General features: G+C 65.0%; 19 protein-coding genes. 6 read left to right on the top strand and 13 right to left on the bottom strand.

Translation table 11 applies throughout. The features are described from left to right. Nucleotides 1-8 precede the first annotated feature (8 nt). Nucleotides 9-3914, bottom strand: coding sequence for an ATP-dependent RNA helicase HrpA (hrpA, locus tag AC25ND_RS17790; RefSeq protein WP_062360604.1), 3906 nt, complete (start codon nt 3912-3914; stop codon nt 9-11). 579 nt (nt 3915-4493) lie between these two features. On the opposite strand from hrpA, the gene AC25ND_RS17785 reads away from it, so the two are divergent. Together AC25ND_RS17785 and AC25ND_RS17780 are read left to right on the top strand one after the other, a co-directional pair. Then, nucleotides 4494-5858 carry a glutamine synthetase family protein gene (locus tag AC25ND_RS17785; protein ID WP_062360602.1) on the top strand — a complete coding sequence of 455 codons (1365 nt, stop codon included), beginning with the start codon at nt 4494-4496 and terminating at the stop codon, nt 5856-5858. 29 nt (nt 5859-5887) lie between these two features. Beyond that, on the top strand, nt 5888-7195 hold the full coding sequence (locus AC25ND_RS17780) for an NAD(P)/FAD-dependent oxidoreductase (protein WP_307942336.1): 1308 nt from the start codon (nt 5888-5890) through the stop codon (nt 7193-7195). A 121-nt stretch (nt 7196-7316) separates the two neighbouring features. On the opposite strand, the gene fadD1 is transcribed toward AC25ND_RS17780, so the two are convergent. After that, entirely contained in the window at nt 7317-9014 is a 1698-nt protein-coding gene (gene fadD1 / locus AC25ND_RS17775; RefSeq protein WP_028693064.1) for a long-chain-fatty-acid--CoA ligase FadD1, read from the bottom strand. Nucleotides 9015-9325: 311 nt separating this feature from the next. After that, nucleotides 9326-11014 carry a long-chain-fatty-acid--CoA ligase FadD2 gene (gene fadD2, locus AC25ND_RS17770; RefSeq protein WP_186597231.1) on the bottom strand — a complete coding sequence of 563 codons (1689 nt, stop codon included), beginning with the start codon at nt 11012-11014 and terminating at the stop codon, nt 9326-9328. A 201-nt stretch (nt 11015-11215) separates the two neighbouring features. Between fadD2 and AC25ND_RS17765 the strand changes: the two genes are divergently transcribed. Continuing rightward, nucleotides 11216-12160, top strand: coding sequence for an alpha/beta hydrolase (locus tag AC25ND_RS17765; RefSeq protein WP_028693062.1), 945 nt, complete (start codon nt 11216-11218; stop codon nt 12158-12160). Nucleotides 12161-12193: 33 nt separating this feature from the next. Continuing rightward, entirely contained in the window at nt 12194-12664 is a 471-nt protein-coding gene (locus tag AC25ND_RS17760; protein ID WP_028693061.1) for a MaoC family dehydratase, read from the top strand. A gap of 42 nt (nt 12665-12706) precedes the next feature. Here AC25ND_RS17760 and AC25ND_RS17755 read toward each other — a convergent pair whose 3' ends face one another. The 6 genes from AC25ND_RS17755 to AC25ND_RS17730 form a co-directional block, all read right to left on the bottom strand. Then, nucleotides 12707-13945, bottom strand: coding sequence for an RNA polymerase sigma factor (locus AC25ND_RS17755; protein ID WP_186597257.1), 1239 nt, complete (start codon nt 13943-13945; stop codon nt 12707-12709). A 41-nt stretch (nt 13946-13986) separates the two neighbouring features. Continuing rightward, the gene (locus AC25ND_RS17750; RefSeq protein ID WP_028693059.1) at nt 13987-14331 is read right to left on the bottom strand and encodes a YciI family protein; all 345 of its coding nucleotides are present in this window, start codon (nt 14329-14331) and stop codon (nt 13987-13989) included. Between the two features lie 42 nt (nt 14332-14373). Next, nucleotides 14374-14799: a YybH family protein gene (locus tag AC25ND_RS17745; RefSeq protein WP_186597233.1), complete on the bottom strand. Its 426-nt coding sequence runs from the start codon at nt 14797-14799 to the stop codon at nt 14374-14376. Nucleotides 14800-14893: 94 nt separating this feature from the next. Beyond that, nucleotides 14894-15346, bottom strand: coding sequence for an aminoglycoside 6'-N-acetyltransferase (gene aac(6') / locus AC25ND_RS17740; protein ID WP_051555778.1), 453 nt, complete (start codon nt 15344-15346; stop codon nt 14894-14896). 24 nt (nt 15347-15370) lie between these two features. Further along, a complete protein-coding gene (locus AC25ND_RS17735; protein ID WP_028693056.1) occupies nt 15371-16012 on the bottom strand; it encodes a LysE family translocator in 642 nt (213 codons plus the stop codon). A gap of 77 nt (nt 16013-16089) precedes the next feature. Continuing rightward, on the bottom strand, nt 16090-17049 hold the full coding sequence (locus AC25ND_RS17730) for a threonine dehydratase (RefSeq protein ID WP_186597236.1): 960 nt from the start codon (nt 17047-17049) through the stop codon (nt 16090-16092). A gap of 75 nt (nt 17050-17124) precedes the next feature. Between AC25ND_RS17730 and AC25ND_RS17725 the strand changes: the two genes are divergently transcribed. Continuing rightward, on the top strand, nt 17125-18492 hold the full coding sequence (locus AC25ND_RS17725) for an aminotransferase-like domain-containing protein (protein ID WP_186597238.1): 1368 nt from the start codon (nt 17125-17127) through the stop codon (nt 18490-18492). A gap of 52 nt (nt 18493-18544) precedes the next feature. Here the strand turns inward: AC25ND_RS17725 and AC25ND_RS17720 are convergent, their stop codons facing one another. Then, nucleotides 18545-18802 carry a DUF2790 domain-containing protein gene (locus AC25ND_RS17720; RefSeq protein WP_028693053.1) on the bottom strand — a complete coding sequence of 86 codons (258 nt, stop codon included), beginning with the start codon at nt 18800-18802 and terminating at the stop codon, nt 18545-18547. A gap of 261 nt (nt 18803-19063) precedes the next feature. Between AC25ND_RS17720 and AC25ND_RS17715 the strand changes: the two genes are divergently transcribed. Further along, nucleotides 19064-19513 (top strand): GNAT family N-acetyltransferase, encoded by a 450-nt coding sequence (locus AC25ND_RS17715; protein WP_028693052.1) that lies wholly within the window; start codon nt 19064-19066, stop codon nt 19511-19513. Here the strand turns inward: AC25ND_RS17715 and def are convergent. The 3 genes from def to AC25ND_RS17700 all read right to left on the bottom strand — a co-directional run bounded on the left by def (nt 19468) and on the right by AC25ND_RS17700 (nt 21305). Continuing rightward, a complete protein-coding gene (def, locus tag AC25ND_RS17710; RefSeq protein WP_028693051.1) occupies nt 19468-20004 on the bottom strand; it encodes a peptide deformylase in 537 nt (178 codons plus the stop codon). The genes AC25ND_RS17715 and def overlap by 46 nt on opposite strands. Next, nucleotides 20004-20960, bottom strand: a complete 957-nt coding sequence (locus AC25ND_RS17705) for a YihY/virulence factor BrkB family protein (RefSeq protein ID WP_028693050.1) — start codon at nt 20958-20960, stop codon at nt 20004-20006. Before AC25ND_RS17705 ends, def begins: the two co-directional genes overlap by 1 nt. 165 nt (nt 20961-21125) lie before the next feature. Then, entirely contained in the window at nt 21126-21305 is a 180-nt protein-coding gene (locus tag AC25ND_RS17700; RefSeq protein WP_023629533.1) for a CsbD family protein, read from the bottom strand. Nucleotides 21306-21485 lie beyond the last annotated feature (180 nt).

Here is a 21485-nt window from a genome sequence, read left to right as displayed (position 1 = left end):
TGGGGAGTTTAGGCTTCCACCTGACTCCACTGTTTGCTCAGTCGCTTGTCGGAAACCGGCACCTTCGTCCCCAGTTGCTGGGCAAACAACGATACCCGGTATTCCTCCAGCAGCCAGCGGTACAGCGTCAGCTGCTCATCGCGCTTGCCTTCCTGGGCATGCTTGTCGGCGCGGGCCCGGTACTGCGCCCAGCAATTGGCCAGCTCGGCGCTCCACACCCGGTCCTTCTGCACCTGCGAACCCAGTTTCTCCAGACGCAATTCCACCGCCTTGAGATAACGTGGCAGCTCCTTGAACCAGGCACCCGGTGTCTCCCGCACGAAGCCTGGGTACACCAGGTTGGCCAGTTGCTGCTTGATATCGTTGAGCGCCACCGCCTGGCTCAGGTCGATCTTGCCCTTGAAGCGCTTCTGCAGGCCATGCCACAGCTTCAGCACCTCCAGGGTCAGGCGGGCCAGGCGTTCGGCGTGCTCGGTCCAGTTGCCGCGCTTGCGTTCGGCCAGCGAGGCCAGGCCCGCGCCATCACGCGGCAGCGGGTCTTCGCCTTCCAGCACACAGCTATCGAGGCTGGCCAGGAGGATATCCTCGACCAGCGCCTCGACCCGTCCCAGTTCACGGTACAGCAGCCCCAGCTCCGTCAGCCCCGGCAGCTTGCCGCGCAGGAACTTGGCCGGCTCCGCCAGCTGTTGCAGCAACAGGCGCTGCAAGGCGCGACGGTGCTGGAACTCGGCTTCGGCCTGGGTCGAGAAGCGCCCCTCGCGCACCGTGCCGTTGTCCTCGACCAGCGCCGGATAGACCGTCATCGACAGCCCGGCGATCTTCTGCTGGGCGGTCTGCGCCACCTGCGCGAAGGCCTTGGCCTGTACCGGCTGCTCGGCCTTCTCGCTGCGCGGCAGGGCCAGCGCCGCCTGGCTGGCGGCGGCGAAGCGGGCGGTCAGCTCGGCGAGGTCGCGACCTTCGCCGAGGAACTTGCCCTGGGCGTCGACCACTTCGATGTTCATGCGCAGATGGCCTTCCACCAGCCCGGCCGCCTCCGCCCAGGCCTCGTCCGACACCCGCGCTCCGGTCATGCGCAGCAACTCCTGGCCCAGCGCCTGCGGCAATGCCCCTTGGCCGAACGCCATACGCGACAGGGCCGCCTTGACGAAGTCGGGCACCGGCACGAAGTTCTTGCGCAGGGCCTTGGGCAGGTTGCGCACCAGGGCGATGCACTTGGCCTCAAGCAGGCCGGGCACCAGCCATTCCAGGCGTTCGCCCGGCAGGTTCGGCAACAGCGGCGCCGGCACCCGCACGGTCACGCCGTCACGCGGGTGGTTCGGTTCGAAGTGATAGCTCAGCGACAGGCGCAGATCGCCCACCTGCAGGTGGTCCGGATACTGCGCGGCGGTGACCTCGCTGGCCTCGCGGGCGAGCACGTCCTCTTCGCGCATGATCAGCAGGTTCGGATCCTTCTGGCTGTTCATCCGGTACCAGCTGTCGAAGGTCGCCGTCTGGTGGATCTCTTCGGGCAGGCGCGCCTCGTAGAAGGCGTACAGCGTCTCCTCGTCGGCCAGAATATCGCGCCGGCGGGCCTTGGCCTCCAGCTCGTCGAGCTGCTCGAGCAGGCGCTTGTTGGCCGCCAGGCACTTGGCCCGGGACTGGATCTCGCCACCGACCAGGCCGTCGCGGATGAACAGCTCGCGGGAAGTAACCGGGTCGATCGGGCCGAAATGCACCGGTCGACGGCCGACCAGGATCAGCCCGTAGAGGGTAATCTGCTCGTAGGCCACCACCTGGCCGCGCTTCTTCTCCCAGTGCGGTTCGAAGTGGTTCTTCTTGATCAGGTGGGTGGCCAGCGGCTCGATCCAGTCCGGCTCGATCTTGGCCACCATGCGCGCATACAGCTTGGTGGTCTCCACCAGTTCCGCGGCCATCACCCACTGCGGTCGCTTGCGGCCGATGCCCGACGACGGGTGAACCCAGAAACGCCGCTGACGCGCGCCCTGATAGTCGCCCTCCTCGGTCTTCTGGCCGATCTGGCTGAGCAGGCCGCTGAGAATCGCCTTGTGCAGGGGCTGGTAGTCGCAGGCGTCCTTGTTCACCGCCAATTGCAGGTCGCGGCAGATCAGCGCCAGCTGGCGATGGGCGTCACGCCACTCGCGCAGGCGCAGGTAGTTGAGGAAGTTCTTGCGGCACCAGTTGCGCAGCGGGCTGGCGGTCAGCGCCTGGCGCTGCTCCTCGAAACCACGCCACAGGTTGACCAGCGCGGCGAAGTCGGAATCGACATCCTTCCACTGCGCATGGGCCTGGTCAGCGGCCTGCTGGCGCTCCGGCGGGCGCTCACGCGGGTCCTGCACCGACAGCGCGCTGGCGACGATCAGCACTTCCTGCAGGCTGCCCTGGCGGGCGCCTTCGAGCAGCATGCGGCCCAAACGCGGATCGATCGGCAGGCGCGCCAGCTGGCGGCCCAGCGGCGTCAGCTGGTTCTCGCGGTTGACCGCCGACAGTTCCTGCAACAGGTTGAAGCCGTCGCTGATGGCTTTGCCATCCGGCGGCTCGATGAACGGGAAGGCGTCGATCGCGCCCAGGCGCAGGTGCAGCATCTGCAGGATCACCGCGGCCAGGTTGGTGCGCAGGATCTCCGGGTCGGTGAACGCCGGCCGGCCGTTGAAATCGTCCTCGCTGTACAGGCGGATGCAGATGCCCGGCTCGACCCGGCCGCAGCGGCCTTTACGCTGGTTGGCGCTGGCCTGGGACACCGCCTCGATGGGCAGGCGCTGGACCTTGGCGCGGTAGCTGTAGCGGCTGATGCGCGCGGTGCCGCTGTCGATCACGTAGCGGATGCCCGGCACCGTCAGCGAGGTTTCGGCGACGTTGGTCGCCAACACCACGCGCCGGCCGCTGTGGGACTGGAAGATCCGCTGCTGCTCGGCCGGCGACAGCCGCGCATACAGCGGCAGGATCTCGGTGTGGCGCAGCTGCGCCTTGCGCAGGATCTCGGCGGCGTCGCGAATCTCGCGCTCGCCGGGCAGGAACACCAACACATCGCCCGGGCCCTTGCCCTGGCTGCGCTCGTGCTGGGCGATCTCGTCGAGGCTGGCTAGGATCGCCTGGTCGACGGAAAGGTCCTCCTCGACCTGGTTGCCCTCCTCGTCGTGCTCGCTGGTCAGCGGTCGGTACCAGGTTTCCACCGGGTAAGTGCGCCCGGACACCTCGATGATCGGCGCGCCGTCGAAGTGCTTGGAGAAGCGCTCCAGGTCGATGGTCGCCGAGGTGATGATCAACTTCAGGTCCGGGCGGCGGTGCAGCAGGGTCTTGAGATAGCCGAGCAGGAAGTCGATATTCAGGCTGCGCTCATGGGCCTCATCGACGATGATCGTGTCGTAGCGCTCGAGGAAGCGGTCGTGCTGGGTCTCGGCCAGCAGGATACCGTCAGTCATCAGCTTGACCAGGGTGTTCGAATCGCTCTGGTCCTCGAAGCGCACCTGGTAGCCAACCAGCGCCCCCAACGGCGTGCCCAGCTCCTCCGCGACCCGCGCCGCCACGCTGCGCGCGGCGATCCGCCGGGGCTGGGTGTGGGCAATCAGGCCATGGCTGCCGCGGCCCAGCTCCAGGCAGATCTTCGGCAGCTGGGTGGTCTTGCCGGAACCGGTCTCGCCGGCGATCACCAGCACCTGGTGCTCGGCCAGGGCCTTCTTGATCTCGTCGCGCTTGGCGGCGATGGGCAGGTTGTCGTCGTAACGAATGCTCGGCACGCTCTGCTGGCGCGCGGTGACCTGGGCGCAGGAGGCCTGGACCTTTTCCACCCACTGCGCGAGCTTGCCCTCGTCGGGGCGCTTGCGCAGCTCGTGCAATTGCCGGCGCAACCGATGGCGGTCGGCGATCATGGCGTGGTCGAGGTTCTTCAGCAGTTGGTCGATGGCGTGATCTGTCATGGGGCTTTTTAATGATGCAGGCGAGTGCTGCTTTTTCATGATCGGCAGGCGTAAGAGGCGCGATTGTCGCAGATTTGCGAAATCGATGCTGCCTGTGCCCGCCGTTCAGTCGCGATCACGTTCGAAATAGCGGGAGCGCTTGAACAACAACGGGGTAGCAATTGCGACGAAAAAAGCTGACCAGCCACCTGCCAACTAGCCTAAGACTGTGGGAAGCGTCCTAAGCTGCTGCAGCGCGGGGGGCAGACTTGCCAATGTTTAGCTCTCACCGGAATGAACGTCGCCATTCACTGCTTTAATCAACCTTACAGGCCATGTGAGTATCCAGGGATGCTTCCCGACCCGATGATCGCCCGCCCGCTGCCCCACCCTTCGCTGCCGAAGGCCAGGGCCCGTGCCGGTGAAAATCCGCTGGTCCATATCATTCTGGCGTTCTGGGCCCTGTGGCATTGCCGCCACGCGCGCCCACCGGACACTTCGCTCACGCATCCCTGACCCGACCCGGCCACCCTTGGCCGATTGACTCAGCCTGACCGCCCACCTGCGCGGCGGTCCTGCGTGCCCCAGAGCGAATCCACCATGCACTTTGCCCCCGCAGAGCAAGCCAGGCGTTTCCTGGCCGACAACCCCGATATCGACCTGATCGAACTGTTCATCCTCGATGCCAACGGCGTGCCACGCGGCAAGCTGCTGCACCGCGAGGAGCTGCTGGCAGTGTTCGAAAGCGGCCGCCCGCTGCCCAGCACCATCCTCGGCCTGACCCTAAACGGCGACGATGTCGAAGATTCGGGCCTGGTCTGGGACGTCGGCGACATCGACTGCCGTGCCTATCCGCTGGACGGCAGCCTGGTACGCCTACCCTGGCGCCGGGTGCCGACCGCCGCCGTGCAGGTCAGCATGCACCCCAGCGAAGGCCTGCCGGCCAGCGTGGCCGATCCGCGCCATGTGCTGCTGCGGGTGATCGACGCGCTCAAGGCCGATGGTTTCCACCCGGTGATGGCCTGCGAGCTGGAGTTCTACCTGCTCGACCAGCAGCGCGACGCCCAAGGCCGGCCGCAGCCAGCGCTGGACAGCGACGGAGGACGTCCGCGCGGGACCCAGGTGTATGGCCTGCGCGAGCTGGAGCAGATCGAACCCTTCCTCGCCGACCTCTATGCCGCCTGCAAGGCCCAGGGCATCCCGGCCCGCACGGCGATCTCCGAATACGCGCCCGGCCAGGTGGAGATCACCCTGGAACACGGCGACGCACTCGAGGCGATGGACCAGGCCGTGCGCTACAAGCGCCTGGTCAAGGGCGTCGCCAACGCCCACGGCATGCAGGCCTGCTTCATGGCCAAGCCGTTCGCCCAGCTGGCCGGCACCGGCATGCACATGCACCTGAGCCTGGCTGACGCCGCCGGCAACAACCTGTTCGCCAGCGAGGACAAGGCGGGCACCCCGCTGCTGCGCCAGGCGGTGGCCGGCATGCTGCGTCACCTGCGCGAATCGTTGCTGATGTTCTGCCCCAACGCCAACTCGTTCCGCCGCTTCCAGGCCAACAGCTATGCACCGCTGGCACCGACCTGGGGCGTGGACAACCGCACCGTCAGCCTGCGCGTACCCGGTGGCCCGGCCAACAGCCGGCATATCGAGCACCGCATCTGCGGCGCCGACGCCAACCCCTACCTGGCCGCCGCCGCGATTCTCGCCGCCACCCACCAGGGCATCCGTGAACAACTCGATCCCGGCGCACCGGTCGAGGGCAACGGCTATGCCCAGGCCGGCGAACACCTGCCCACCGACTGGCTCACCGTCCTCGAGGCCCTGGAAAATTCGAGCTGGGCCCGAGAGGCGCTGGGCGAGGCCTTCCTCGGCGTCTACCTCAAGGTCAAGCGCGCCGAGTACCGTCAGTTCATGGCCGAGGTCGGCGAGCAGGACTGGCGCTGGTACCTGCACCAGGCCTGATGCCCACGAGATTACAAGAAGGAACAAGCATGAACGCAGCAGTGAACAACGGCCCGGCCCAGCGCGCGCCGTCCTATTACAGCGCCACCCTCAACGACACGACCGAATACCCCACGCTCAAGGGCACGGTGCAGGTGGACGTGGCGATCATCGGCGGCGGCTTTACCGGCGTGGCCACCGCAGTGGAACTGGCGGAACGCGGCCTGAAGGTGGCCATCGTCGAGACCAACCGCATCGGCTGGGGCGCCAGCGGGCGCAACGGCGGCCAGGTCACCGGCAGCCTGTCGGGCGACGAGGCCATGCGCACGCAGATGCGCGACCGGCTGGGCGCCGAGGTGGACGATTTCATCTGGCAGCTGCGCTGGCGCGGCCACCAGATCATCGAGCAGCGCGTCAAGCGCTACGGCATCCAGTGCGACCTCAAGCACGGCCACCTGCACGCGGCGATGAAACCGTCGCACATGAACGAGCTGCGCGCCTTCGAGGCCGAGGCCCGGCGTCGTGGCATGGGCGACCTGGTGCAGTTGCTCGACCGCGACGCCATGCAGCAGCACCTGCAGAGCCCGCTGTACCTCGGCGCGCTGAAGAACCGCCGCAACCTGCACCTGCACCCGCTCAACCTGTGCCTGGGCGAGGCCCGCGCCGCCCATGGGCTGGGCGCCCTGGTGTTCGAGAACTCCGAGGTGCTGGAGATCGTCCACGGCCCGCGCCCGGCGGTGGTCACCGCCCAGGGACGGATCGAGGCACGCCAGGTGATGCTGGCAGGCGACGTGTATCACAAGCTGGAGAAGCGCCAGCTCAAGGGCAAGATCTTCCCGGCCATGGGCGGTATCGTCACCACCGCGCCGCTGGGCGATCTGGCCGAGCAGATCAACCCGCAGGACCTGGCGGTGTACGACTGCCGTTTCGTCCTCGACTACTACCGCCTGACCGCCGACAAGCGCCTGCTGTTCGGCGGCGGCGCCAACTACTCCGGGCGTGATTCACGGGACATCGAAGGCGAACTGCGCCCGTGCATCGAGCGCACCTTCCCGGCGCTCAAGGGCGTGCCGATCGAGTTCCAGTGGAGCTGCGCCATGGGCATCGTGGTCAACCGCATCCCGCAGCTGGGCAAGCTGTCGGACAACGTCTGGTACTGCCAGGGGTATTCCGGGCACGGCATCGCCACCAGCCATATCATGGGCGAGATCATGGCCGAGGCATTGACCGGGACACTGGAGAAGTTCGATACGTTCGCGGGCTGCCGGCACATCAAGGTGCCGATGGGCGACTTGCTGGGCAATCCGCTGCTGGCGGCGGGGATGTGGTACTACCAGATGCTGGAAAAGCTGCGCTGAGTTTCCTGTATCGCAAACGTGGGAGCGGGCTTGACCCGCGATGGCTTCGACTCGTTACCTGAGCTGACGCTATCGCGGGGCAAGCCCGCTCCCACGTTTCAATCCCAAAGCGCGCTGCGGCTCAGGCGATCTTCTTCAGGCCCTGCTTCTTCAGCTCTTCGTCGCGCAGCTCGCGGCGCAGGATCTTGCCGACGTTGGTGGTCGGCAGCGCGTCGCGGAACTCGATGGCCTTGGGCACCTTGTAGCCAGTGACGTTGGCGCGCATGTGCTCCATCACCTGCTCCTTGGTCAGGGTCATGCCCGGCTTGACCACGATGAACACCTTGATCACCTCGCCGGACTTCTCGTCCGGGATGCCGATGGCCGCGCACTGCAGCACGCCCGGCAGCGCGGCGAGCACGTCTTCAAGCTCGTTGGGGTACACGTTGAAGCCGGACACCAGGATCATGTCCTTCTTGCGATCGACGATGCGCATGTAGCCGTCCGGCTGGATCAGGGCGATGTCGCCGGTCTTCAGCCAGCCGTTGCTGTCGATGATCTCGGCGGTGGCGTCTTCACGCTGCCAGTAGCCCTTCATCACCTGCGGCCCCTTGATGCACAGCTCGCCCACCTCGCCCAGGGGCAACTCCTGGCCGTTGTCGTCGATGATCTTGCACAGGGTGGACGGCACCGGGATGCCGATGGTCCCCAGCTGGTTGGCCGAAGTCGGGTTGACCGCCGCCACCGGGCTGGTCTCGGTCATGCCGTAGCCTTCGCAGATAGCGCAGCCGGTCACCGTCTTCCAGCGCTCGGCCACACTCTGTTGCAGGGCCATGCCGCCGGACAGGGTGATCTTCAGCGCCGAGAAGTCGAGGTTGCGGAACGTCTCGTTGTTGCACAGGGCGACGAACAGCGTGTTGAGGCCAACGAAACCGCTGAACTTCCACTTGCCCAGTTCCTTGACCATGGCCGGCAGGTCGCGTGGGTTGCTGATCAGCACGTTGTGGTTGCCGATGAGCATCATGGCCATGCAATGGAAGGTGAAGGCGTAGATGTGGTACAGCGGCAGCGGGGTGATGAGGATCTCGCAGCCTTCGTGCAGGTTCGAACCCATCAGCGCGCGACACTGCAGCATGTTGGCGACCAGGTTGCGGTGGGTGAGCATCGCGCCCTTGGCCACGCCGGTGGTACCGCCGGTGTACTGCAGCACGGCGACATCGCCGGACTGCGGGTTGGCCTCGGTCACCGCACCGCCTTTGCCCAGCGCCAGGGCGTCGTTGAAGCGCACGGCGCCCGGCAGGTGGTAGGCCGGCACCATTTTCTTCACGTACTTGATGACGCTGTTGATCAGCAAACGCTTGAGAGGTGGCAACAAGTCGGCCACTTCGGTGACAATGACATGTTTGACCTGGGTCTTGGGCACCACCTTTTCCGCCAGGTGCGCCATGTTGGCCAGGCATACCAGGGCCTTGGCCCCGGAATCGTTGAACTGGTGCTCCAGCTCCCGCGCGGTGTACAGCGGGTTGGTGTTGACCACGATCAGGCCGGCGCGCATGGCACCGAACACAGCGACGGGATACTGCAGGACGTTGGGCAGCTGGACAGCGATGCGATCACCCGGCTTCAGGTCGGTGTGCTGCTGCAACCAGGCGGCGAAGGCGCCGGACAGGGTATACAGCTCGCCGTAGGTGATGGTCTTGCCCAGGTTGCTAAAGGCAGGTTTGTCGGCAAAGCGTTGGCAGGATTGCTTGAGTACCGCCTGGATATTGGGGAATTCGTCAGGATTGATGTCCGCCGTGACCCCGGCTGGGTACTTATCCTTCCAAAAATGTTCGATCATGGAAGCCCGCTCCTTCAGCAACAGCGAATTCGGTACGCGTCGATGCGCTTATTATTGATATGAGAGGCCGGCTCATTGCAAACCGGATCCTCTGAAAGCGCGCCGAGAGTAACAGCTTTGCAAGGGGTCGACTAGAGGCCGAAATGGGCCGGCGGGTCACGAAAATGACTCAATGAACTATACAGGTCATTTTTAGAGTAATTATACAAAATGTCGCAAATCCGCCTGAAAGCCCTGCCCTAGATAGGCCTTGCGATTGCGTCAGCCTGGGCGACGACGCTGTCAGAGATGACACAATCGCGGGCCTACCATCAGGCGATGTCGCGCAACTCCCTACGAAGGATCTTGCCCACCGGCGTCATCGGCAGCGATTCGCGCAGCACGATGTGCTTGGGCACCTTGTAGCCGGTGAAGTTGGTCTTGCAGAACGCCTTGAGTTCATCGACGCTCACCCCGCCCGCACGCGGCACCACGAACAGCTTCACCGCCTCGCCGGTGCGCTCGTCCGGCACGCCGATCACCGCGCAGCTGGCCACCTGCGGATGGCCCATCACTACGTCCTCGATCTCGTTGGGATACACGTTGAAGCCCGAGACGATGATCATGTCCTTCTTGCGGTCGACGATGCGGGTGAAACCGTCCGGGTCGATGACGGCGATGTCGCCGGTCCTCAGCCAGCCTTCGGCATCCAGGACCTGGTTGGTGGCCTCAACCTGCTGCCAGTAGCCTTTCATGACCTGCGGTCCCTTGATGCACAACTCACCACGCTCGCCCAGCGGCTGCTCGTGACCTTCGTCGTCGATCACCTTGAACGCCGTGCCAGGCACCGGGAGCCCCACGGTCCCCAGGCGCGCCAACTGGCCATAGGGATTGGTGCTGGCCGCCGGCGAGGTTTCGGTCAGGCCGTAGCCTTCGACAATGCGGCAACCGGTGAGGGCCTCCCAGCGCTCCGCGGTGGCCTTGACCAGCGCGGTGCCGCCGGAGTTGGTGATCTTCAGCGCGGAGAAATCCAGCGACTTGAAACCCGGGTTGTCCATCAGCGCGACGAACAGCGTGTTCAAGCCCACCAGCGCCGAGAATCGCCACTTGCCCAGCTCCTTGATGAAGCCGGGGATATCCCGGGGGTTGGTGATCAGCACGTTATGGTTGCCGGTTACCATCATGCACATGCAGTTCGCGGTGAAGGCATAGATGTGGTAAAGCGGCAGCGGCGCGATCATCACTTCCTGCCCTTCCTTGATCAGCGGCTGGCCATCGGGGCCGTGCTGACCGAAGCAGGCCAGTACCTGGAGCATGTTGGCCACCAGGTTGCCATGGGTGAGCATGGCGCCCTTGGCCAGCCCGGTGGTGCCGCCGGTGTACTGCAGCACCGCGATGTTCTCCAGGGTTTGCGCCACCGGCCTGTGAGGGAGCTCGCGCCCCTGGCGCAGCACCTGCTTGAACGACACGGCCTGGGGCAACTGGTAGGCCGGCACCATCTTTTTCAGCTTGTCGACTACGGTGTTGACCAGCCAGCCCTTGGCCGTCGGCAGCAGGTCGCCCATCTTCGCCTCGATCAGGTACTCGATGCCGGTGTCGGGCAGCACCTCCTGCACACGCTTGCCGAACATGTTCAGGTACACCAGGGCGCGGGCGCCGGAGTCCTTGAACTGGTGGCGCATCTCGCGCTCGGTGTACAGCGGGTTGGTGTTGACCACGATCAGGCCGGCGCGCATGGCGCCGAACACCGCGATGGGGTATTGCAGGACATTGGGCATCTGCACCGCGATGCGGTCGCCCGGCACCAGTTCGGTGTGCTGCTGCAGCCAGGCGGCGAAGGCCGCCGAATGACGCTCGAGATCGGCATAGCTCAGGGTGACGCCGAGGTTGCTGTACGCCGGACGGTCGGCGAAGCGCTTGCAGCAGCGCTCGAAGACGTCGACGACGGATGTGTAGGCCTTCATGTCAATGGTGGAAGGTACGCCCGCCGGGCGCTTGTCGTTCCAGAAGTCGGCTTGCATTTATTGTTGTTCCTCTAACGGGACATCCCTGACCTGATCGCCTGCTGGCAAAAAGGTGTTCAGCCGACGTTAGCAGCTCTGTTGAGGGTGGCAAATACGCCAAGTGCCGCCATTAACATTGTGAATCTCTTTTCTGCCCTTCCTGCAATTGACGGCTTTGCGCATACACTGTTGGGCAACCTCCGCGCGCAAGGACCCGCCATGCCCCACGACGCCTTCTGGCTCCCCGCCAGCGAGCATTGCAGCCTTTATGTCCACCAATGGCTGCCGGCCACACCGGTCAAGGCCGTGGTGTTGCTGGCCCATGGCATGGCCGAGCACGCCGGGCGCTACCAGCGCCTGGGCCATGCGCTCAACGCCGCCGGCTACGGGCTGCTCGCCCCCGACCTGCGCGGCCACGGCCGCACCGCCGAGCTGGGCAGCCTGGGCCTGTTCGCCCGGCAAAATGGCTGGAATGCCGTACTCAACGACCTGGGCCTGCTGGCCCAGCACATCGGCCAGCAGTTTCCAGGAACCCCGCTGTTCCTGTTCGGCCACAGCATGGGCAGCTACATCGCCCAGGCCTACCTGCTGCACCACAGTGCCAGCCTGCAGGGCGCGATCCTCAGCGGCTCGAACTTCCAGCCGGTGGCGCTGTACCGCGCGGCGCGCCTGATCGCCCGTCTCGAGGCCTGGCGCCAGGGCCCTCTGGGCAAGAGCGCGCTGATCGACTGGCTGTCGTTCGGCTCGTTCAACAAGGCATTCAAGCCCAACCGCACCGCCTTCGACTGGTTAAGCCGCGATGACGCGGAGGTGGACAAGTACATCGCCGACCCGCTGTGCGGCTTTCGCTGCAGCAACCAGCTATGGCTCGACCTGCTGCAGGGCCTGGCGCAGATCAGTCAGAAAAAGAACCTGGCGCAGATCGATCCGAACCTGCCGATCTTCGTGGTGGGCGGCGAATGTGATCCGGTGAGTGCCGGCAAGCGTCTCACCCACCTGGCCGACGCCCTGCGCGCGACCGGCAACCGTCATGTACAGTTGCGCATCTACCCCGGCGCACGCCACGAAGTGCTCAACGAAACCCATCGCGACGAGGTCACCGCCGAGATCATCGGCTGGCTGGAGCAGGCGCTGGCCCTTGGCCGCCCCGCCCGCAGTGAATGATCGGCAGCCTCGCCCCCCACAAGGAAGCCCCTGATGACCCAGGTCACCAACACGCCTTACGAAGCCCTCGAAGTCGGCCAGAAAGCTGAATACAAGAAGTCCGTGGCAGAACGCGATATCCAGCTGTTCGCCGCCATGTCCGGTGACCACAACCCGGTGCATCTGGATGCCGAGTTCGCCGCCAAGAGCATGTTCAAGGAGCGCATTGCCCACGGCATGTTCAGCGGCGCGCTGATCAGCGCCGCGGTGGCCTGCACCTTGCCTGGCCCTGGCACCATCTATCTGGGCCAGCAAATGAGCTTCCAGAAGCCGGTGAAGATCGGTGACGAACTGACCGTGCGCCTGGAAATCCTCGAGAAGCTGCCCAAGTTCAAGGTGCGTATCGCCACCAACGTATACAACCAGAACGACGAGCTGGTGGTCGCCGGCGAAGCCGAGATCCTCGCGCCGCGCAAACAGCAGACCGTCGAGCTGGTGAGCCCGCCGGAATTCGTTGCCAGCTGAAAGTACAGCGGCTGCTACAGGTCTTGCACTCGGCCTGAGCGCTTACCCCAGCTCGCGTAAGCGTCGCTCGATATGACGACGCTCCGGCCCCTGCCGGGTAAGCGTCAGCGCCTGCAGCCAGGCCTTGCGGGCCTGTTCGGTATTGCCCAGTTGACGATGCAGTTCGGCGCGCGCGGCGTGGGCCAGGTGGTAGTCGCCCAATTCGCCCCGCTCGAGAATTGCTTCAACCGCGCGCAACCCGACCTGTGCGCCATCACGCCGGGCCAGGGCTGCGGCCCGGTTCAGCTCCACCACTGGTGACGGCCAGTGGCGCTGCAGCACATCATACAGGCCGACGATCTCGTCCCAGTCGGTGGCCTCGGCGCTGGGCGCTTCGGCATGCAGCGCGGCAATCGCCGCCTGCACGCTGTAGGGGCCGAACTCCCGACTGCCCAGTGCCTGGCGCACCAACTGGCTGCCCTCCTCTATCTGTGCCCGGTCCCACAGACCGCGGTCCTGCTCATCAAGCAGCACCAGCTCGCCGTGGGCGTCGCTGCGCGCGTTCTGCCGCGAGGCCTGCAACAGCATCAACGCCAGCAGCCCCAGCACTTCGGCATCCGGCAGCAATTGCGCCAGCAACCGGCCCAGGCGGATGGCTTCGTCAGTCAGCGCACGCGTGGTCACATCCTCGCCCGAAGATGCCGAATAGCCCTCGTTGAACACCAGGTAGATCACCCGCAGCACGCTCTCCAGCCGCTCCGGCAATTCGCCCAGCTCCGGTACCTGGTAGGGGATCTTCGCATCGCGGATCTTGGCCTTGGCCCGCACGATGCGCTGGGCGATGGTCGCCGGGCTCTGCAGGAAGGCGCGGGCGATCTGCTCGGTGGTCAGGTCGCAGACCTCACGCAATGTCAGCGGCACCTGGGCATCGAAGGCCAGGGCCGGGTGGCAGCAGGTAAAGATCAGGCGCAGCCGATCATCGACCAGCAGTTCCTGCTCGCCCGGATCCTGGGCCTCGCCTTCCAGCAGCATGATCAGGTCCGCCTGGGAGCGGTCGAAGCGGGCACGCCGGCGCAAGGCGTCGATGGCCTTGAAACGGCCGGCGGAGACCAGCCAGGCCCGCGGATTGTCCGGGATGCCATCGCGCTGCCAACGTTCGACGGCAATGAAGAACGCGTCATGCAAGGCCTCCTCGGCCAGGTCGAAGTCTCCCAGCAGGCGGATCAGGGTGGCCAGGATGCGCCGGGAGTCGCGGCGGTAGACCGCCGCCACTTCATCACGGATTTGCCCTTCGCTGTTCATCAGCCCGGCGATACCTGGTTCATCGTGGTTCTCCATTCACGTCAGGGTTGCAGCTCTCGCACCGGGCGCACTTCGACGCTGCCGACCCGCGCCGCGGGAATGCCCTTGGCGATGTTCAACGCTTCATTGAGGTCGCGGGCATCGACCAGGTAGAAACCGGCCAACTGCTCCTTGGTCTCGGCGAACGGGCCATCGGTCAGGCTCATCCGACCGGCGCGCACGCGCACCGTTGTGGCCGTCTGCACGGGCTTGAGCGCCTCGGCGGCGATCATCCGCCCGGAGCCCTGGATGGACTCGGCGTAAGCCATGCATTCGGCGTCCTCGGGGCTGTCGGGCAGGCTGTGCAACAGCGCTTCATCACAATAGACCAGGCACAGGTATTTCATGATCGTCTCCGGGGCAAGGTGGCGATAGGCGGTCGAGGGCATTCAGGGTTTGAGATCGAACAGCGCTTTTTGCGTTTCTATGTCGAACGGCGCCGACCAGTGTTCGTGGATGACCTGCCATTGGCCGGCGCTGCGCCGGTAGCCGACAGTGGCGCGCATGAAACCGCACTGGCTCTCATCGTCGCCCGGGCCACAGCGGTTGAGCCAGTGGGCCAGGCCCAGGTCGCCGTCGGCGTGCACGGTCAGTTGCGCCAGTTCGAACACCATCGGCCCGGTGCACATGCCCATGCACATTTCCCAATGGGCGCGGTAGGCGGCCTTGCCTTTGAATTGCAGGGCCTGGATGGCGTCGAAGGCAAGAATGTCGTCGGCGTAGGGGGCGACGATACGGTCCACGTCACGCTCGCGCACGGCTTGCATCCACTGCTCGATCAGTTGCTCCAGTTCACGCTCGGCTGCAGTGTTCATCGGTGTTTGCTCCGAAGATTCATCAGGGTTGGTGGTGACGCTTTCAACACTGGTCGAACGGGAAAACGGCAAATCGACAACTGCCCGGAAATTTTCAGTCGAGGGGCGCGACTGGCTTGAGGAAGTACACGACACGCTCGGTCTCGGCAAAGCCCAGGGCCGCGTGCATGCGCTGGCTGCCAAGGTTGTCCAGCGCGGCGTCCGAGGCCAGCTCGCGGCAACCTTTGCCATCGGCCCACCGTTCGACAGCCGCGATCAGCTGGCGGGCGACACCCTGGCCGCGTGAAGCCTGTTCGACAAAGACGCCTTCGAGGTACGCCACCGGCGAAGTGTTGCTGCCATTGACATAGTCATGACGCACCGACGCCTCGGCCAGCCCTTGCGCCCTGCCCTGCTCGTCATACGCCAGCAGGGCCACGAAGGTTGCGGGGCGGCCGGCGATATCGACCATTTCCGCCAGGTGGTCAGTCGCCGCACTGTCGGGCCACAAGGCGCTGCGCAAGTGCAGCCAGGCCGGACTGCCCGGGTCAGTGCAGGGTTGGATCATTGCCATTTCTGGGAACTCCATGACTCAAACAGGTGTAGACAAGATGAACTCACGATAACCGGAGAGAATCACATACACAGCGAAATAACAGAAAATGGCCGCCGACAGCAGGTAGGACCACGTCAGCAGCCGATCCCCAAGCAGACGCCCACCATGGCTGGCGATGCCGCAGAGCGACACGCACCAGACCAACCCGGCGGCGAAGAAGCCCCCGAGGAACAGTCCCGCATCGAGCAGACTGCCGCCACCGGACCTTGAGATCAGCACCCCACCCACCGCCGCGAACCAGAGGATCGCACTGGGCGATGACATGGCCAGGAAGATCCCACGCAGGAACTCGCGCCAGCCCGACTCCACCACCACCTCGCCCCGCGACTCCAGATGCCCGCCGCGCCAGGCCGCCAGCAACATCTTCACGGCAAACCACACCAGCAGCGCCGAGCCGCCCAGCCACAAGGTCCAGCGCACGCTTTCGAACTGCAACAGCACGGTCATCCCAGCCAAAGCAGCAATTGCATAGACCAGGTCGCCGACGCAGGTACCCAGGCCCAGCCAGAACCCCTGGAGAAACCCGCGCTGCATGGCCAGGGTGATCATGGCGATATTGGCCACCCCGATATCCAGGCAAAGGGAAAGACTGAGCAGAAAACCGTTGGAGAAAGGCATGGCGCACTCTGGGCATATTCAGGGGTGCACATTGAACCCGAGGGGACGCTTGCCGTACAGAAAGAAAGCTCACTCGCTCAGACAGGTCCCGCCAACACCTGCGCATAGCGCCCGCGATCCACATTAGCGCCACTGAGCACCACAGCGACACGCTTGCCGGCCTGGCGCCCACGCTCCTGCATCAATGCGGCCAGGGCAGCGGCACCGGCACCTTCGGCGGTATTGTGGGTGGTCTCGTGATAGAGGCGCATGGCCTCGGCGATCTCGTCATCGCTCACCCGCACGATACGTGCGGCATGCTCGCGCACCAGGGCGAAGGCGTCGGGGTGCGGCACGCGGCAGGCCATGCCGTCGGCGAAAGTGTCGGCGCTGGCGGTGGTGACGATGCGCCCCCGCTCGAAGCTCTGGGCATAGGCATCCGCAGCACTGGAGACCACGCCGACGATCTCGGTGTCCAGCCCCAGCAGGTTGCGCGCCTGGATCAGCCCGCAGATGCCCGAACCCATGCCGATCGGCACGTACACGCAATCCAGGCCAGCCACCGCCTCGAACAGCTCCAGCGCATAAGTGGCCACGCCACGCACCAGTTCCGGGTGGAACGACGGGACCATCGCGTAGCCGCGCGCCTCGGCCAGGCGCGCCGCCTCTTCACGGGCAACGTCGAAGTCCGCGCCGTGCTCCACCAGTTCCGCGCCCAGGGCACGCATGGCGGCGTTCTTCTCTCGCGAGTTGCCTTCAGGCACCACGATCACCAGCGGCAAGCCCGCCTGGCGCGCGGCCAGGGCCATGCTCTGGCCATGGTTGCCGCGGGTGGCGGTGACCAGCCCGCGCGGGACGTCGCCGCCGGCCAGCAGGGAACGCACGTAGACCAGCCCGCCACGCACCTTGAAGGCACCGGTGGGGGCATGGTTCTCGTGCTTGACCCAGAGTTGGCAACCCAACCGCTCGGCCAGCAGCGGCCAGGCATGCTGCGGGGTCGGTGGCACGTGCTGGTGTACAAAATCGGCGGCTTCACGCAGGGCGGGCAAGTCGAACATGGCGATCTTCCTTCATCGGTAGGGCTTGATCCGATCCTAAGCGCCGGTCATTGTATGGGTCCAAATATATATTGCATGGGTAGCAATTTCGTGTGGATTCCCGCCCTGCCAGACAACGACCAGCCGCGCTACCTGGCGCTGGTCGAGGCCATTGCCAGCGCCATCGAACAGGGTGAGCTAAAAGCTGGTGAACGCCTGCCGCCCCAGCGTCGTCTGGCCTGGGCGCTGGGCCTTAACCCGAGCACCACGCAACAGGCTTACCGCGAAGCCGCGGCGCGGCACCTGGTGTCCGGGGAGGTGGGGCGCGGCACCTATGTGCTGGCCAGCAGCAAGGAGGCGACGCTGTTTCGCCTCAAGCAGCCCGACCGCCAGCATCAGGTGATCGACCTGTCGACCAACGTGCCGGTGGCCGACCCGCACAATCTTGACCTCGAGTACAGCCTGCGCAGGTTGCTCGAACAGGGTGAAACCGCCCTGCTCGACCATTACCTGGGGCCGGAGCAACTGCTGCTGGGGCGGATCCAGGGCACTCGCTGGTTGGCCAATCGTGGCCTGGACCTCAGGCCGGAGGAAGTGTTGCTCTGCGGTGGCGCCCAGCAGGCCTTGGTAATGGTGTTGCAGTCGCTGTGCCAGGCGGGCGAGCCGGTGATGGTCGAGGCGTTGACCGCCCCGGGCATCAAGGCGGCCTGTCGTCAGTTGCGCCAGCCGGTGCACGGGGTCGCGCTGGATGAGCAGGGTTTGCGCCCTGACGAGCTGGACCGCGTCGTCCGGGCCAGTGGCGCGCGCGTGCTGGTGACCACCCCGACCCTGCACAACCCGACCGGGGCATGCATGGACAAGGCCCGGCGCCAGGCACTGGCGGAAGTCATCCGCCGCCACGACTTGCTGGTGATCGAGGATGACGTGTATGGCGCCTTGACCGATCGGCCGCCGCTCTACCCTTTGCTCGAAGGCCGCGGCGTGCTGATCAGTAGCATGTCCAAGACCGTGGCCGCCGGCCTGCGCCTGGGCTGGATCGTGGCGCGGCCAGCGTTGCTGGAGCAGATCGATCCTTATGCCCAGGCCACCCACTGGTCGGTTTCGCCGTTGAACCTGCACATCGCTTGCCAGTGGATTTCGGACGGGACCGCCGCACGGCGACTGGCCTGGCAGCGGGAGGAACTGGCCGAGCGTTGGCGCCTGGCGCGGGCGTTGCTGGGTAATGCATTGCCGGTGGATGGCGTGCCTTCGCCACATGTCTGGCTGGCCACGCCTGGAGAGGCCGAGGCGCTGGTTGCCCGGTGTCGAGCGCAAGGGGTGGAGATCGTGCCGGCCAGCGTGTTCGCGGTGGGCACGGAGCGTGTGCGGGCAGTGCGGGTCAGCCTGTCGGCGGCGCACAGCCGGGCGCAGTTGAAGCAGGGGCTGGAGCTTCTGGGGGCGGGCTTGACCCGCGATTGCAACTGATCGCCATCGCGGGGCAAGCCCGCTCCCACGGGCCCTGACGGGGCCAACAGCCTCAATTCAGCCGGCAACCCTCGCCCAAGGCACGGTACTGAAGGGTGTGCACCTGTCCTTGATGGTCCTCGTAGGTCATGGTGGCGGGCACCACTTCACAGACGTTGGGGATTGTCGACAGGCTGATCACGCGCTTGATGTCGAGGTTGGTGGAATAGTCATACTGCTCGACCACGGGTTGGGTGTCTGCGGTCTTGACCTGGTCCGCGAAGGCGAGCGAGGACATACCGACCAATGCAAGAATCAGTAAGGCTTTCATGGATAACGACCTTGATGGCTATCAAGCTGATCGCGTGACTTCTGATGCCGTCAATGGCGCGGAGAAGTTGTCATCGACTGCGAAGATGACACGAAGTACCGATCCCGCTTTATCGTACTGCCGGGGGGATGAGTGAAAGTCTACTCCGCAGTCGGAATAGTTGAACCCCGGAGTCGGATATTCACCCTTGCCGGATTTGCAACAATCTGCGACAAAGCACCGTCATTTTTCCTGCTTCTTGCAGCGCCCTACGAGCCACGCATGCCGCCCCTGACCTGTACCCGCCTGCCTCCGATCCAACGCCGCCTGCTGGAGCAATTCTATCGCCAGCATGGTTCGCGCATGCGCGCCGCCGGTGATGGCGAACAATGGGTGGCACGCAGCGGTGAAATCATTGGCGGGATGAATCTGTCCCCTGTCGAGGACGGCTACTGGCTGACCGGACTGTTCGTCGCCCCGCAATGGCGTGGACAGCAGGTCGCTTCACAGCTGCTGCAAACCGCGCTGGGCGCTGCCACCACCCCGACTTGGCTGTTCTGCCATCCGGACCTGACGCCCTTCTACCAACGCCTGGCCTTCACCTCGGCCACCACGCTGCCCGAAGCCCTGGCCTCGCGCCTGGCCCGCTACCAGCGCAGCAAGCCCCTGGTGGCGCTGGTGCGGGATCAGTCGTCGGCCACGTCGAGCCCAGGGAACAGCACATCGGTATAACCGAACTTGCTGAAGTCCTGAATGCGCGAAGGGTATAGCCGGCCGATCAGGTGATCGCACTCATGCTGCACCACCCGCGCATGAAAACCATCGGCAAAGCGGTTGATCGGGTTGCCCTGCGGGTCGATGCCCGAATAGCTGATGTGCTTGTAGCGCGGCACCACGCCACGCAGGCCCGGCACCGACAAACAGCCCTCCCAGCCATCCTCGAGCTCCGTGGCCAGCGGCGTGATCACCGGGTTGAGCAAGATGGTCCGCGGCACTGGCTCGGCGTCCGGATAGCGCTCGCTGCGCTCGAAGCCGAAGATCACCAGTTGCAGGTCGATGCCGATCTGCGGCGCGGCCAGGCCGACGCCTCCGACATGGGCCATGGTCTCGAACATGTCGTCGATCAGTTGCTCGAGCTCGGGGCTACCGAGCATGTGCTCCGGCACGGGCGGGGCGATGCGCAGCAGGCGTTCATCACCCATTTTGAGAATGTCGCGGATCATCAGGTATTCGGCTCGCGGGTCTGGGGTTCGGGGGGCACCGGGTGCTCATGCCCAAGCACGGTAATACTCTGTTGCGGATTGTCTTCGGCGAACGCTTTCTCACCGGGGTTCTTGCCCTCGGCGGACATGTGCTCGATCACCGCGTTCATCTCGGCCCCGAGCAGCAGTACGGCGGCGGAGATGTAGAAGTACAGCAGCAACACGATGATCGCCCCGATACTGCCATACATGGCGTTGTAGTCGGCAAAGGTCTTCACGTAGTAGGCAAAGCCCAGCGACGCAACGATCCACACCACCACCGCCAGCACCGAGCCTGGGGTGATGAAGCGGAATTTCTGCTTCACATCGGGCATCACGTAGTAGATCAGCGCCACCGCCACCATCATTAGGATGATGATCGCCGGCCAACGCAGGATGGTCCAGACGACCACCACCGCCTCCTCCAGCCCCACCTGGGAGGCGATCCACTCCATGACCTGCGGCCCCAGCACCATCAACGCGGCGGCCGCCAGGAGCATGCCGGCGATGCCGACGGTGTAGATGATCGACAGTGGGATGCGCTTCCACACCGGCCGCCCTTCAGGCACGTCGTAGGCGGCGTTCATCGCGCTCATCATCAGGCGCACCCCCGCCGAGGCAGTCCACAGGGCGATTACGATACCCACCGACAGCAATCCGCCCTTGGACTGCTGCAACTGGTCGATCACCGGGTTGACCTGCTCCAGGGCCTGGGGCGGCAGCACCAGCTCGGACTGCAGGCGCAGCCAGGAGAAGAAGTCAGGCAGGTGCAGGAAACCGATCAGGGCGATCAGGAACAGCAGGAACGGGAACAGCGAAAACAGCATCTGGTAGGCCAGCGCGGAAGCATAGGTGGACATCTCGTCGTCAATGAATTCCTTGACGGTGCGCACCAGCACGCGGTGCAGGGGCAGACCGCGCAGGTCGGGGAAAATCATAGCGTCTCCTTTCGCCGCTTGATCGGGGTGGCATAGCACCAAGTCTAATAGACCAGGCGGCGGGCTTGCTGTTCGCTGGCGCGTTGCCGAACGCACAAAGCAATCGCGGGGCAAGTGCGCTCCCACCGGATGAGCGCGCACTGCCCCGCGACATTACCACTGCGATCAAGGCTTCTTCACGGCATCCTTGACCTTGCCCACGGCCTGCTGCGCCTCGCCCTTCAGCTCCTGGGCCTTGCCCTCGGCGCGCAGCTTGTCGTTGTCGGTCACCTTGCCGACGCCCTGCTTGATGTTGCCCACGGCCTCATTGGCCAGGCCTTTCGCTTTATCCTTGGTGCCACTCATGGGATGTCTCCTTGCCGAAAAGACACGGAAAATCGTGTCGACACCTGATCGACCCTAGGTCATCGGCAAGAGTTTCAATTAGTTCGCCTGGACCCGGCCCAACGGTTCAAAGCGTTCCCCGCGGGCGCGGCGGCATGCCGATGCGACTTGCCCCGCGATGAGCCCACCCGCACAATACCA

The sequence above is a fragment of the Pseudomonas sp. P110(2024) genome, assembly GCF_057480795.1.
Note: the sequence above shows the minus strand (reverse complement) of the source record. Positions and strands in the feature narration are given on the sequence as shown.